The sequence below is a fragment of the Sporomusa termitida genome (assembly GCF_007641255.1).
GTDB lineage: Bacteria > Bacillota > Negativicutes > Sporomusales > Sporomusaceae > Sporomusa > Sporomusa termitida.
This window is the reverse complement of the sequence record NZ_CP036259.1, coordinates 5,107,815-5,121,541: the sequence shown is the minus strand read 5'-3', so window position 1 is coordinate 5,121,541 and position 13,727 is coordinate 5,107,815. Positions and strand designations below refer to the sequence as shown.

Genomic DNA, 13,727 nt, shown 5'->3' with positions numbered 1-13,727 from the left:
TTTTCTTAGCCCTTAGATAATAGCAGCGAATTTTTATAATTCTGATGGGGTAAACAAAAAGAGTGCCACGTCGTAACAACGTGGCACTCTCCTTGTTATGGCAGTAATCCCATCGGATCAACCGGCTGACCATCTTTTTGAACTTCAAAATGCAAATGTGGCCCGGTGGAATTGCCGGTATTCCCCATTGAAGCAATGCGTTGACCGGCACGAATGTATTGGCCCCGCTCAACATAATAGTTGTCAAGGTGACCATATAAACTTACATAACCCCCACCATGATCAACCATGACAGTGTAGCCATAGCCGCCTCGCCAGCCAGCCCAAATCACACGCCCGGCCCGGGCAGACATTACATGGGTACCAAGGTCGTTGGCAATATCAACACCAGCGTGCAAACGCCCCCAGCGCCACCCGAAGGGTGAAGAAATCTCCCCCCTGGTCGGCCAGGTAAAACGGCTGGCATAAGCCCTCGCTACCGCAGGTTCAGCCCGGCCCCAGCGGGCACCGGGAATAAAGAGTTTCTCACCAACCGCAATATCATCACTGCTTTTGGCATTGGCTGATTTAATGGTCTCTACCTGTACACCATATACGCGGGCAATGTCCCACAAAGTATCACCAGTATCTACTTGATAAACAACGCCTTTATGCGGGAGGATGACTAACTCGTCACCCGGGTGAATCAGATCAGTTACACCAGGGTTAGCTGCCATAAGTGTCTCAAGGTCAATACCGTAGTGCTGAGCAATACCACACAGGGTATCACCGGAAACAACAATGTGTTTCTGCAAGGCTTGCTGGCTGGGCTCTGCACTAGTGACCGGCATCGGTGTCACTTGCTGCTCCTCAGCCTGTGGCGGCATGGTCGCCGGTTCAGGCACTGTTTGTACTCCGCCAGGAGCCGCCCACACGCCGGCCAGTAGCGCTACGCCGCCAACGCCAACATAGGCCCATTGCCTGGCATTCATTTTCAGCAGGTTCAATACTATCACCTCGCTTACTAGGCTTATTCAGCCAACAAATAGCTGTTGACTTAAATCTCCCCAGTATTAGCATAAGCGACAGGCCCTCAAAATATGCATAACTTGGATTATTTTTCTGAAATCATACATATTCTGAGCTATTTCATGCCAAAATATTATGTCCGTTTAATCGGCATAGGTTTTTTATCAAATTTGTGAATTGCGTCAACAAAACGCACCGTACCGGTCGAGCCGCGCATAACAATAGAATGAGTACGGGCCCCGCCTCCAAAATAGCGGACCCCGCTTAAGAGATCCCCCTGGGTGATGGCAGTGGCGGCAAATATAACTTCATCGCCTTTAACCAAATCATCAATGGTAAACACTTTATTAATATCATCGATACCCATGGCCTTAGCCCTTTCAATATCAGCAGCGTTTTCCGGCCACAGCCGGGCCTGCATGTCGCCGCCGAGACATTTGACAGCCGCTGCCGCCAATACGCCTTCCGGGGCGCCGCCAATCCCTAAAAGCATATGGACAGCCGTCCCCTCAATAGCAGCATTGATGGCCGGCGACACATCACCGTCAGAAATCAGTTTAATCCGTGCCCCTGCATCCCGGGCTTCTTTTACAATAGCGGCATGCCGCGGCCGATCAAGAATTACGACTGTCAGATCCTCCACAGCGCGGTCAAGGGCCACAGCCACTGCTTTTAAGTTCTCCTGCACCGGGGCATTGATGTCAATTTTGCCTCTGGCGCGCGGCCCGACAGCAATTTTATCCATATACATATCCGGTGCATGCAAGAGGCAGCCGCGCGGCGCAATGGCCAGCACAGCAATAGAGCCGGGCAGACCTTTTGCTACAAGGTTGGTACCTTCCAGCGGATCAACGGCAATATCGACTTCCCGGCCGCCGTGCCCCACGTGCTCACCAATATACAACATGGGCGCCTCGTCCATTTCTCCTTCACCGATTACCACACAGCCACTAATATTTACTGTATCAAAAGCGGCGCGCATGCCATCCACTGCCGCCTGATCAGCGGCTATTTTATCGCCACGTCCCATCCACCGGCCGCTGGCAATGGCCGCAGCCTCGGTAACCCGTACAAATTCCAGTGCTAATTCACGTTCCATAGTACTACATCTCCTTAAATTCCTGATGGAAAAATTATGCCGGGCGTCCGCCCGGCAGCTTACCAGTTTACATGTTGGCTTTTTGCCAGTCTGACAAGAAACGCTGTATGCCGGCATCAGTCAGCGGGTGGTTTAGCAGTGATACCAGTACCTTAGCCGGCACAGTAGCAATGTGAGCACCGGCCAGTGCCGCCTGCGTAACATGCAGGGGGTGGCGGATGCTGGCGGCAATAATCTCAGTCCCAATACCGTGAATAGCAAATACATCAGCAGTATCTTTAATGAGGGCAATGCCATCCTGGCTGATATCGTCAAGACGACCAACAAACGGACTTACAAAAGCAGCGCCTGCCCTGGCAGCCAAAAGGGCTTGATTGACGGAAAAAATCAAAGTAACATTGGTTTTGATGCCGTCAGCAGCCAAAGCACTTACCGTTTTTAAACCGTCCACAGTTACCGGCACTTTAATGACCACATTTTTGCCAAGTTGCGCCAAACCGTGTGCTTCCGGCAGCATATCTTCGAATTTAGTGCTAATAACCTCAGCGCTCACCGGCCCTGGTGTCAATGCGGCAATTTCTCTAATTACCGCCCGGATATCCTGTTTTTCTTGGGCAATAAGCGAGGGGTTAGTCGTTACCCCGGCCACAACCCCTAAGGGCAGAATATTTTTTATCTCGGTAATATTAGCTGTATCCAGAAAAAATTTCACAGATGCTCACCTGCTTTTTTCATTCTTTATCTTTACTTACGGCTAGTACGCCTGAGAGGTGCCAATTCAATGATACCCATTACCGATACGCGGGCCAAATCACGCTCATCTTTGGCTGGAATAACCAGCCGGCCGTCACACTGGCTGCAGGTCAGCTCAATGGCATCGACTAACACCTCTGCCTCAACATTGGCATTGCCACAACAGCAGTATACCCCGCCCTGTTCGGCAATATCATGAATTTTATTGAGAATCTCCAGTAAAATTTGCGAATTTTCTATCCCCTGGCCGTCCGGCAGTTCTGCCATTTCGCTGGTTATACTGGCGACTTCCTGCTTATGCCGGGCAATAATCTCAGCAATAGCAGCCGGACTGCCAATAAACCCAAGTTCAAGATTTGCCTGGCCACAATATATTTTACTAGCCTTAGGCTGCCGAAACAACTGGCTGTCAAGGAAAATCAAATGATTAGTCTCACATACGACACAGGGAATATCCAGTAAATATTGACGCCGCCCCGCGCTGGCAATGGCGCCTTGCACCTCGCCACAGCTGCAGGCAAGCTGCCGCCGTGAATTATTGAGAGCAAACCGGGAGACATTATGCAGTTCAATATTGCCACAGCGCGAACAATAAAGCGCCAATGTGGACACAGCGCTAATAAACAATTGATATCCCCCCCTTGCTCCATATACTTCGCCGCCAGCAGTAAAAATCCTGCCTGCCTTTTATTCAACATGGTAACATCAGGAAAAAAACCCGGCGGGCCGCCAGTGCAGGCCAGCAGCGCCAATTAAGTAATGACCCGGGGCCTGTGTGCCCCGGGTCATCTGCTCTGGGTTAGCCGATCAACAGTCGGCGTGCATCAAAACTGCTGCCGATATGCTCTTCAATAATCCGGCACAGGGACATAATATCGAACGGCTTGGTAATATAATCACGCATCCCCGCTTCCCTGGCTTCGTTTACCATATCCAATTCCCCGTAAGCTGTCATCATAATGACCTGATCGCCCTGACCGTGGCGCTTAAGCTCCTTAAGTGTCTCAATACCGTCCATACCAGGCATCTTCATATCCATCAATATTACGTTGGGCTTAACTTCATTCGCTACCTGTATACCCTCATAGCCGTTGGAGGCTGTCATTACATTATAACCTTCATCCTGGAGAACTTCAGTAAGCAATCTTCTAATTCCAGGTTGGTCATCAATCACGAGAATCGTTGCCCGGGAACTGCTCATTACTCTGCACCTTGCTTTCTCCATAGTTTCGCCCATGATATTCCTTAACTTTTCCTAATATATCCATATTCGCAATAAATTGAAAATATCCTGCTAATATCTGGAAGAAAATAGAAATTTTTTTGTTTTTTTCTATTGATCTTCAAAAAATTTTTAAAATGTAAAAAATTATGCTACTATTTGTATAAAAACATTTTTTTATGAGGTGCCAAATTATGATACCCCTGCTGTATAAGCTTTTCAGATCCTTATCAAGGCACAAGGCGGCCCTTTTTTTTGCCTGTATATTGATAGCCTACTTAGCACCTTTTGTAATCTTACGGCAAAATGCGCACTTTACCATTAATGATAATTTGGACTGGATTACCGCCTGGACAGTGCTGGCCAATAGTGGCAAAACATTTAACCTGACAGGAACGGTCGGGCAAATGCTGGGCGAGGTGCCACGCAGCTGCCTGCCAAGCGGTTTTAATATAATTACCTGGTTATATCTTGTTTTGCCGCCGTTCCGCGCTTATCTCGTCAACCTGCTCCTTGTGCATAGCACCGCATTTATTGGCATGTATCTTTTATTGAGGCACTACTGTCTTACTGATCAGCGTCAGAGCTGGTTAGCGTGGGCAGGTGCGGCCGCGTTTGCCACCATCCCCTTCTATACAGTCTATGGACTGTCTATCGCCGGACAGCCCCTACTATTCTATGCAATGACGAATCTATTTCATGATAAGAAAGTGATTGTTTCTGTCATTATTATTATTACCTTCGCCCTCTATTCCTCCCTGCCGCTTGCCGGTGTGTTCATTCTGGCCGCACTCGGGCTTGCCGCCCTCTATGATTACTGGCAGCATCGGCAAAATCGGCCACAATTCTGGGGAGGAATCGCCCTCCTGGCCGCCGCCTACTGTATTACTGAATTATGGCTTATATATAATGCCTTTTTCAGTGCAGGTTTTGTTTCCAGCCGCGAGGAGATTAACCGGATTAGCCTGGGTCAGGCCCGGGATTGGGCCGGTGTTCAGGCATTAATTACGGAGAACTTTACCAATGGGCAATACCATGCCGTCAGTTTGCATAAATATATTTTGTTTATTGCCGTGCCACTGGCATTAGCCCTGGGCTGGCGACAGAAACGCGAGTTTAAACAGATAGTATTGCTACTGACATTAACACTCTGCCTATCCATTCTCTATGGCTTGCGTTATTCGGAGTTCTTCATGTCCGCCGTCGCCGGCATCAGCTTTTTTAATACCTTCCAGATCCAGCGCTTTCACTGGCTGCATCCGCTTATTTGGTATATCATTTTCGCCCTCTGCCTGTCTGTTATTGCCAATATCCGGTATATTGGCCGGTTGCTGGCAACGCTGCTCATTGGCCTGCAGCTTGGTTTTTTATTTGGCAACCATAGCGAATATAATCTGGTTATCCAAAAACAGACAGGGTTCTCGGTTATGGAAAATGCCTGGCTGTACGAGAATGTAAGTTACGGTGAGTTTTTCTCGGACAGTTTGCTCAAAAAAGTTGATAATTATATCGGCCGGCCCAAGCAGGAATACCGGATTGCCAGCATCGGCCTCTATCCGGCAATCACCCAGTACAATGGTTTTTACACCCTGGACGGGCGGCTCAATATTTATCCGCTTGCCTATAAGCATGCCTTCCGTCAGATTATAGCCAAAGAACTGGCCAAAAACCCGTTCTGGCAAAGTTATTTTGATGATTGGGGCATAACCTGCTACATCTTTCCCGCCGAGCTTGAGTATTATCAGGTAAGAAAATCGTATCAGCTAAAACTAAATCACCTGGAACTTGATATCGAAGCCTTCAAAAAATTAGGCGGCCAATATATCTTATCGGCCGCCGAAATCACAAATTATGAAGAAAACCAGCTTGAATTTTTACAGCGTTTTACCGAAGCCTGGTCACCGTGGGAAATTTACCTCTACCGGGCCCGCTAAACATGAAACGGCAAGTGAAGCAGGGCTGAGCCGGCAAAAATGATAATCACTGCCGCAACTGCCATGCTCACAAGCAGCGGCATCAGCAGCACAAGTACCGCTTGTACGCCTGACAGCTCATAAGCGCCCTGCAGGGCGGCAACATGTAAAATCAGGGTCCAAAACAAGATCAGCACCCCGATAATGCCAAAGCAGATTTCCTGAATACCTGCCGGCAGCAACGAGGCAATCACCCATAACGGCATAACGATAACCCGCGGAAGATGAGAAAACCCCAATGCGGAAAACAGACCGACAGGCGTCCCCCGGCCGCCGGCCAGCTCAGCAATAAAAGCAAGAATGGAGGCACTAAGCACCCAAAAAGTAAAACTGCCGATTACCTGCAAGATAAACAGGAAACCCAGCGCCGGCAAGCCTGCGGTGTCTTTGACGCCGGTATATACCGCCCATACCGGCACAAGCATGCCGATGATAAACATGATTACGGCCTGCCCGGCCAGTTTTTTTTCAGCAATATACTGCATGGCAGCCTTAGGCTTAAATAGTACATCATAGATTATTTCAATAAAACTTCCCATAAGCTTGCTCCTCTCCTTAATTGCTCTGAGGCACAGCCGCCGGACTGGCCGAGAGCAATTCCTGTAGGCGTTGAAGCATAATCCCGTCTGAAGTAAACCTGGTCTGAGCTCCTAACAAGGCTTCGAAAACACTAACTTTGCCATATTCAACAATTTCAGGTTTGCCCTCAATACCAACAAGCGCAGCAGCACCATCAATCGCGTCATACATATTGCCCAGCTCGTCGACTAGCCCCAGTTCCCGGGCCTGACGCCCGGTAAAAATGCGGCCGTCAGCCAATTGACGAACTTTGTCCGGGTGAAGATGCCGGCCTTCGGCAATGACATCAACAAACTGATTATACATATCATCAACCATGGTTTGAACAATCGCCCGTTCTTCTACTGTTAACTGCCGGTCTGGTGATAAGATATCTTTATGCGGTCCGCTTTTAATTTTTTCCTGGCGCACACCAATTTTCTTATATAACTCTTCCCAGTTGGAATAGGGCATATATACACCCAGGCTGCCCGTTATTGTGGAGGGATTGGCATAGATCTTGTCGGTGCAGGCCGCCAGCCAGTAACCGCCTGATGCGGCCATATCGGCCATAGACGTTATAACCGGCTTACCTGCCGCCCGTAGTTTCTTAAGCTCCTCCCCCACTTCCTGCGAGGCAGGAACAGTGCCGCCGGGACTATTAATCCTGAGAATGACTGCTTTAACAGCGGCATCATCCCGGGCAGCATGCAATTGCCGAATCAGATGGTCTGTACCGCCACCCTCGCCAAATAATCCGACCTGACCCCGGCCGCCGATGATCATGCCTTCCACATAAATGACTGCCAGTTTATCATTACCGGCCATTTTCTTTTGTCTGAATCCCGGGGTGACAAACAGTGCGGCAATCATGGATATGCCGATAATACCTGCCAGAAAAAGAACCACTGATCTTTTAAACACAACCCTGCCTCCTTATACTTTAGCTAGTTTAGAAAAACTTGGCTTGTGCCAAGTCCTTGGGGACGCCGGCAGAAGCCACCTTTGCCCTTTAGGGTATGGATTTTTCTTAGCCCTTAGCTCATAGCAGCGAATTTTCATAAACTGAAGGGGTAAAAGAAAACTGCTGGAGATTATCCAACAGTTTTCTCTTCATCATAGCTTACCCTGTTTATTGGCCAGCGATGCCTTGACAAAATCCCTAAATAAAGGGTGGGGCGCCGTCGGCCGTGATTTAAATTCGGGGTGGAATTGCGTGCCGACAAACCAGGGGTGATCTTTTACTTCTACGATTTCAACTAACCGGCCATTAGGCAGCGTGCCGCTGATAATCAGCCCGGCCGCCGAAAGCTGATCCCGATAGGCATTATTAAACTCAAAACGGTGGCGGTGGCGCTCATAAATAATCTCATCCTCATAAGCCGTATAGGTAAGCGTATTTTCCGTCACTTTACAGGGATACACACCTAAACGCATTGTGCCGCCTTTATCTTCAACGGCCATTTGCTCAGGCATAAGATCAATAACAGGATGCGGGGTATCCGGGTTAAATTCCGTACTGTGGGCATCAGCCAAACCACAGACATTACGGGCAAATTCAATAACCGCCGACTGCATACCCAGGCAAAGTCCAAAAAATGGCACCTTGTTTTCCCGGGCATAGCGGATAGCTTTAAGCTTGCCGCCTACGCCCCGGTCACCAAATCCTCCCGGCACCAGAATCCCGTCAACATCACCCAGATAGACCGAAAGATCAGCATGCTCCTCTTCCACATCTTCAGCATTGATCCATTTGATCTCAATGGCGGCATCATTGGCGATACCACCATGCCGTAAGGCTTCAGACACACTCATGTAGGCATCCTGCAGCGCAACATATTTGCCGACAACCGCAATGCGCACACTATGGGACGGATGGACGATCTTATCCACCATCTGCCGCCAGTCGCTCATATCGGCCCCGGTATCCTCAATATTTAATTTCTCCAGGGCAATACGGTCCAGCCCTTCTTTTTTCAGCATAAGCGGCACCTGATAGATGCTGGCGGCGTTTTTGTTCTGAATGACGGCATCGCCGTCAATATCACAAAACAGCGCCAGTTTTTCTCTCATTTCCGGAGAAATCTCATGTTCGGTACGACATACGATAACATCCGGATGAATACCGATACTGCGCAGTTCTTTTACACTATGCTGAGTGGGTTTTGTTTTCAGCTCACCGGCTGCCGAAATATATGGCACCAGCGTAACATGAATATAAAGTGCCCCGCCGCGGCCTACTTCTTTCTTAACCTGGCGGATAGCTTCCAAAAACGGCAGACTCTCAATATCACCAACGGTGCCTCCGATTTCAGTAATAACAATATCGGCATTATCTTCCTTGCCAACCCGGTAAATGCGTTCTTTAATCTCATTGGTAATATGAGGAATTACCTGGACTGTACTGCCAAGATAGTCGCCTTTACGTTCTTTGCTGATCACCGACCAATATATTTTGCCGGCGGTAACATTTGAGCTTTTACTCAGGTTAATATCGATAAACCGCTCATAATGACCGAGATCCAGATCAGTCTCACCGCCGTCTTCCGTTACGAATACTTCGCCGTGCTGATAGGGGCTCATGGTCCCCGGATCAAAGTTTATGTACGGGTCAAACTTCTGAATGGTGACTTTGAGACCGCGGCTTTTCAGCAGACGTCCCAGCGATGCGGCCGTAATCCCCTTACCTAGCGAAGATACCACCCCGCCAGTCACAAAAATATATTTAGCCATAAAAATATCCTCCTACTACCTTCCCACAATTAGCTGCCTTACAAAAGCTAGTTTTACCAGCTGTTTACTGTTTTTATCCGATTTATCCGACCGGCTAGTTGCTTTCCAGCTCTTCTTCATCTTCTTCAATTTCATTTTCATCTTCCATCAAATCAGCCGGCTCTTCGGCAAGTCCGGCCTCTTCATGATCAAAATCCTGCTGAATGGCAGCCAATAATTTTTCCCGCCGTACATCATCCTGGCGGGCCGCAGCCGTTTCCTCGGTTTCGCGCAGACTAATGCGCTGCGGCGACCATTCGGTCAGTCCCCAGGTACTTTTACCGGTATGCACAAACCGGCTGTCTAAATTAATCTGGGTATGAATTTCTGCAATGATATGCGCAGGCGGACGAATGGTACTGCCTTTGGCGGCAACTACCCTGTCGATCAACTCTCTATAGTATAACGGATGGCCTGCTGTCTTTAGGATTTGATACGCTAAGCTAACTTCCCCAAAATCATTCTTTAATATATTGTTTGCCATAATCTTAACCTCCGCACTTAACAATCCGCTGCTATCCAAAAACCATGCATCACTAATACCATCTTCATTGTTATAACGACTTGCAAGCCCTGGCTCCGTTCAGTTAACCCGTGTAAAGAATAACACCAAAATAGCACCTCTGGCGACAAGTTTCACTTTATATTCAACATGCAGAGGCAAATTCCTGCTACATTTTTTCCGGAGCAGCTACTCCCAAAATCGCCAGCGACTGCCTAAGCGTTGCTCTTACTGCCGTCACCAGCGCTATCCGGGCCAGCTGCAGGTTTGGTTCGACCCCCATAATCCGGCATTGGTTATAGAAGGTATGGAACATCCCCGCCAGCTCGTGGGCAAAGCGGGCAATGCGGTGTGGTGCCCGTTCCCGGGCCGCACAGGCAATTTCCTGGGGAAATATCGCCATTTTTTTAATCAGGCCAATTTCCACCGGCTCCTTCAATAAGCATAACAAACTGGCAGTGTTGTCCGGGACTGCCGGTCCAACAGCGCCGGCCTCGGCCACCTGCCGGAAAATACTGCAGATACGGGCATGAGCATATTGAATGTAATAGACCGGATTATCATTGGAATTTGATTTCGCCAAATCAAGATCAAAATCCAGCTGACTGTCAATGGAACGCATGATAAAGAAAAAGCGCGCCGCATCCCTGCCGACTTCTTCAATCAATTCGCTTAAGGTCACACCCTGGCCTGTCCGTTTGGACATTTTGACAGGCTCGCCGTTTTGATACAGACTAACCATCTGCAATATAAGGATTTCCAGGTTATCAGGGTTATAGCCCATGGCCGCAATAGCCGCTTTGACCCGGCTGATATAGCCATGATGGTCGGCCCCCCAGATATTAATAACCCGCTCAAAACCACGGTCAAATTTATTCCGGTGGTAAGCAATGTCGGATGCCAGGTAGGTAGGAATACCGTTGTCACGGATAACTACCCGGTCTTTATCATCACCATAAGCAGTTGACTTAAGCCACAAGGCCCCGTCTTTCTCATACATATTGCCATTGGCCTGTAAGAACTCGCAGGTCCTGGCCACTGCCTGATTTTGGTGGAGCGTACGCTCACTATACCAGACATCAAAGGTCACGCCAAATTGTTCAAGATCTTCTTTTACGCCTGCCAATTTTTCCCCAAGCGCAAGCTCTTTAAACTCCGCCAGCCGCTCCGCCGCCGGTAAAGCCAGGTACTTATCGCCATAATTGTTAATAATTCGCTGGGCGGTATCAATGATATCCCGTCCGTGGTAGCCATCCTCCGGAAATTCAACAGCCTGTCCCAACAGTTCCAGATACCGGGCATTAACGGAAGCGGCCAGATTATCAATCTGATTGCCGGCATCATTTATGTAGAACTCGGCTTCAACCTGATAGCCAGCCGCTTTTAACAAGTTAACCAGGGCACTGCCGAAAGCCGCCCCCCGGCCATGTCCTACATGCAGTGGTCCAGTGGGGTTAGCACTAACAAACTCAACCTGAACACGTTGCCCCTGGCCGGCATTGGTCCGGCCAAAACCATCGCCTGCTGTCAGTATTTTTGCCAGTTCCTGATACAACCAGTCAGGCTTTAAATAAAAATTAATAAATCCCGGGCCGGCAATCACTGCTTTTTCCAGCCAGGAGGCCTTAAGCCGCTCGATAATGGCCTGCGCAATGACCCGCGGGTTCGTTTTGGCAACCTTGGCTGACTGCATGGCAAAATTAGTGGCATAATCTCCAAAATCTTTTTGCGGTGGCACTTCGAGCGCTATATCCGGCAGTTGCCCAGCCGTAAATACGCCGTCAGCCATTGCTTTAGCAGCCGCTTGCTCAATGGCAGTGATTAGCTGTTGTTTAATGTCCATTTTTTTTATCCCCCTGTACAATGACGGCGAGTTTATTGCTACTTTGCCACTGTCCGTCAATTTCAAGTTCGTATTCAATGTCTACCCCGCGAACCAGGTCTGTTTCAACGCAGCGGGTTATGGTCAGATACTTTGTCCGTACACCCATTTTCATCGTGCCGTAGGGTGTAATATAGCTGGAGGAACAACATTTGCCGGTTCGGAACTCCTGGCGCTGCTCTACGCGGCCTGTACGGATCAGAATAACATAGTCCGCATATACTTTCAGCAGCGTAGTTGCCCCTTCTAAGCCGGTAACCTCAGTCTCCCGGTAGCTGATATAGTGAACCCCGTTTCTCATATAACTATGTCCGCAAGTAAACAACTCAATTATATTTTCAACACCATCAGCGTCCCGCTGGCAACCGGTCACAGTGATTAACACCCCATTAATACCAGTATTGCCGTTTAATGCCACTGTCAGACTCAGTCCTTTCAGAGTACCTTAACTATAATAGTATAGCGTAGTCGAAAGCAACTGCCAATATTCCTGCAAAAATATTTATAAAACAAAAATAAGCTGGCCGTACCTGTGGCAATGACCGGAGAAAAAACGCAATCCTCCAGTCAGGCAGCAGGTACGGCAAGCGCCTATCAGTATAACTATATGAACTCCATTAAAGACTTCCTGCCAGGCATGCTGCAAAAACTGCTCTTATCACCAGCTTGACTTCGCTTATACCCGGTCATTTCTGCCTGTAATTTTTTACCGGCTCGCTCTAGCAAACCAAATTGCTTTGGTGGAACGGGAATAGCTGCGCCGCCTGTCCGTGCGTACCAGACAGACGGCGCATTCCCCGGGAGGTAGCCGCCATACTACCTCGCGTAATTAATGTATGCAATATCAGGATTAAAATTCACTTTATCTATCCTACTGCCATAGTTTTTTTACCGCTGCACCGGGATAATAATGATTAATAATATCTTTAGCCTGCTTGCCTTCCTTGGCAAATGTATAGGCGCCCCACTGGCATAGGCCAACGCCATTACCCCAGCCAAGACCCTTAAAGATAAAGTTGCCGCCATCATACGTCATTTCAGTAACCAGCGTTGACTTAAGCCGGTCATAACCGACTGCACGCCGAAAATCAGAACCGTACATTTTTTTATTACCGGCACCAATATAAAGAATACGGCCAGAGGGACCTTTTTCCAGTATGCGGATATTGCCGGGGCTGCCATTATAGCCAATAGCATTGGCAACCTGGGACGCGGGAATTTTAACTGTCCATGATTTTATATTGTCTGGCGCATATTTAAAGCAATTATCAGTCACAGGTTGAAAATAAGGGGTTGGATGATCAATCTCCTTCGGAAAGCTCTCTTCCCTGGTCGCACCAATCTGGCCGTTACAGGAGCTATAGATGGCATTAACAAGACCGCCTGCATACAGTAATATTTCCCCGCGCGTACTTTTTACAGCCTGCCGCACACTAGCATTTACTTTTTGCGGGGCATAGGCCTGCAGCTCCTCTTTGGAGGTGCTGACATCAGCATTGTGCAATCTTTTAATTGTACCCGCCTCAATAGCACTCATTGTCAGTGTCCGCGAAGCAATGGCCTGGGCAGCTAATGCTTCCATCGGCCAATCAGGCTGCATCTCCTGCGCAATAACGCCTTCAATATATGTTTCCAAAGCCATAGTGGTAACATAACCCTTATCGGCCAGATAGACCCTTATCTGGGGTTCACGCGGATATTTCGCGGCGTTAAAAGCCGGTACACCCGGGATCGGCTGCGGTGTCGGTGCAGCCGGGGCCGGTACTTGTTCGGTAGGCGCCGGTGCAGGCTTTGGGGCGGGAGGCTTGAGTAGTGTGTATGCTCCCGAGATGAATAAAAATACTGTTGCTACAACTAGTGCGGAATTTAGTGTTGATTTTTTCATGCGCTCCCACCTCATAATTAGTATGTCATATCCGTTGCCGGCTTATGCGTCAGCCAGCCCTTACCAAACAAAG

General features: G+C 48.7%; 14 protein-coding genes. 2 read left to right on the top strand and 12 right to left on the bottom strand.

Features of this window, described 5'->3' with window-relative positions:
• Positions 1-95: 95 nt before the first annotated feature.
• From SPTER_RS23590 to SPTER_RS23570, 5 genes are all read right to left on the bottom strand, one after another.
• On the bottom strand, positions 96-995 hold the full coding sequence (locus tag SPTER_RS23590) for a peptidoglycan DD-metalloendopeptidase family protein (RefSeq protein WP_246105416.1): 900 nt from the start codon (positions 993-995) through the stop codon (positions 96-98).
• Between the two features lie 146 nt (positions 996-1,141).
• A complete protein-coding gene (gene glpX / locus SPTER_RS23585) occupies positions 1,142-2,107 on the bottom strand; it encodes a class II fructose-bisphosphatase (protein ID WP_144352621.1) in 966 nt (321 codons plus the stop codon).
• 67 nt (positions 2,108-2,174) lie between these two features.
• Complete coding sequence (fsa, locus tag SPTER_RS23580; RefSeq protein ID WP_144352620.1) at positions 2,175-2,819, bottom strand: fructose-6-phosphate aldolase; 645 nt, start codon at positions 2,817-2,819, stop codon at positions 2,175-2,177.
• A 32-nt stretch (positions 2,820-2,851) separates the two neighbouring features.
• Positions 2,852-3,487, bottom strand: coding sequence for a hypothetical protein (locus SPTER_RS23575; RefSeq protein ID WP_144352619.1), 636 nt, complete (start codon positions 3,485-3,487; stop codon positions 2,852-2,854).
• A 172-nt stretch (positions 3,488-3,659) separates the two neighbouring features.
• Positions 3,660-4,061, bottom strand: a complete 402-nt coding sequence (locus tag SPTER_RS23570) for a response regulator (protein WP_144352618.1) — start codon at positions 4,059-4,061, stop codon at positions 3,660-3,662.
• A gap of 287 nt (positions 4,062-4,348) precedes the next feature.
• Between SPTER_RS23570 and SPTER_RS23565 the strand changes: the two genes are divergently transcribed.
• Positions 4,349-6,016, top strand: a complete 1,668-nt coding sequence (locus tag SPTER_RS23565; protein ID WP_144352617.1) for a DUF6044 family protein — start codon at positions 4,349-4,351, stop codon at positions 6,014-6,016.
• Here the strand turns inward: SPTER_RS23565 and SPTER_RS23560 are convergent.
• From SPTER_RS23560 to SPTER_RS23535, 6 genes are all read right to left on the bottom strand, one after another.
• Positions 6,013-6,594 carry a YIP1 family protein gene (locus SPTER_RS23560; protein WP_144352616.1) on the bottom strand — a complete coding sequence of 194 codons (582 nt, stop codon included), beginning with the start codon at positions 6,592-6,594 and terminating at the stop codon, positions 6,013-6,015. The two genes, SPTER_RS23565 and SPTER_RS23560, sit on opposite strands and share 4 nt — an antisense overlap.
• 16 nt (positions 6,595-6,610) lie before the next feature.
• Positions 6,611-7,537 (bottom strand): signal peptide peptidase SppA, encoded by a 927-nt coding sequence (sppA, locus tag SPTER_RS23555; RefSeq protein ID WP_144352615.1) that lies wholly within the window; start codon positions 7,535-7,537, stop codon positions 6,611-6,613.
• Between the two features lie 192 nt (positions 7,538-7,729).
• Positions 7,730-9,346 carry a CTP synthase gene (locus tag SPTER_RS23550; RefSeq protein WP_144352614.1) on the bottom strand — a complete coding sequence of 539 codons (1,617 nt, stop codon included), beginning with the start codon at positions 9,344-9,346 and terminating at the stop codon, positions 7,730-7,732.
• A gap of 94 nt (positions 9,347-9,440) precedes the next feature.
• Positions 9,441-9,869: a DNA-directed RNA polymerase subunit delta gene (gene rpoE, locus SPTER_RS23545; protein WP_144352613.1), complete on the bottom strand. Its 429-nt coding sequence runs from the start codon at positions 9,867-9,869 to the stop codon at positions 9,441-9,443.
• Between the two features lie 187 nt (positions 9,870-10,056).
• Positions 10,057-11,730: an arginine--tRNA ligase gene (gene argS, locus SPTER_RS23540; protein WP_144352612.1), complete on the bottom strand. Its 1,674-nt coding sequence runs from the start codon at positions 11,728-11,730 to the stop codon at positions 10,057-10,059.
• Complete coding sequence (locus SPTER_RS23535) at positions 11,720-12,142, bottom strand: YwiB family protein (protein WP_246105653.1); 423 nt, start codon at positions 12,140-12,142, stop codon at positions 11,720-11,722. The genes argS and SPTER_RS23535 overlap by 11 nt, the downstream gene beginning before the upstream one ends.
• A gap of 165 nt (positions 12,143-12,307) precedes the next feature.
• On the opposite strand from SPTER_RS23535, the gene SPTER_RS25765 reads away from it, so the two are divergent.
• Complete coding sequence (locus SPTER_RS25765) at positions 12,308-12,439, top strand: hypothetical protein (RefSeq protein WP_281289479.1); 132 nt, start codon at positions 12,308-12,310, stop codon at positions 12,437-12,439.
• Between the two features lie 201 nt (positions 12,440-12,640).
• Here SPTER_RS25765 and SPTER_RS23530 read toward each other — a convergent pair whose 3' ends face one another.
• Positions 12,641-13,654, bottom strand: coding sequence for a SpoIID/LytB domain-containing protein (locus SPTER_RS23530; protein WP_144352611.1), 1,014 nt, complete (start codon positions 13,652-13,654; stop codon positions 12,641-12,643).
• Positions 13,655-13,727 lie beyond the last annotated feature (73 nt).

Bases quoted from the DNA above. Each gene is read 5' to 3' on its own strand.
- glpX (WP_144352621.1), bottom strand. From the start codon at position 2,107: ATGGAACGTGAATTAGCACTGGAATTTGTACGGGTTACCGAGGCTGCG.
- SPTER_RS23550 (WP_144352614.1), bottom strand. From the start codon at position 9,346: ATGGCTAAATATATTTTTGTGACTGGCGGGGTGGTATCTTCGCTAGGT.
- argS (WP_144352612.1), bottom strand. From the start codon at position 11,730: ATGGACATTAAACAACAGCTAATCACTGCCATTGAGCAAGCGGCTGCT.
- SPTER_RS23570 (WP_144352618.1), bottom strand. From the start codon at position 4,061: ATGAGCAGTTCCCGGGCAACGATTCTCGTGATTGATGACCAACCTGGA.
- rpoE (WP_144352613.1), bottom strand. From the start codon at position 9,869: ATGGCAAACAATATATTAAAGAATGATTTTGGGGAAGTTAGCTTAGCG.
- SPTER_RS25765 (WP_281289479.1), top strand. From the start codon at position 12,308: ATGACCGGAGAAAAAACGCAATCCTCCAGTCAGGCAGCAGGTACGGCA.
- SPTER_RS23530 (WP_144352611.1), bottom strand. From the start codon at position 13,654: ATGAAAAAATCAACACTAAATTCCGCACTAGTTGTAGCAACAGTATTT.
- SPTER_RS23560 (WP_144352616.1), bottom strand. From the start codon at position 6,594: ATGGGAAGTTTTATTGAAATAATCTATGATGTACTATTTAAGCCTAAG.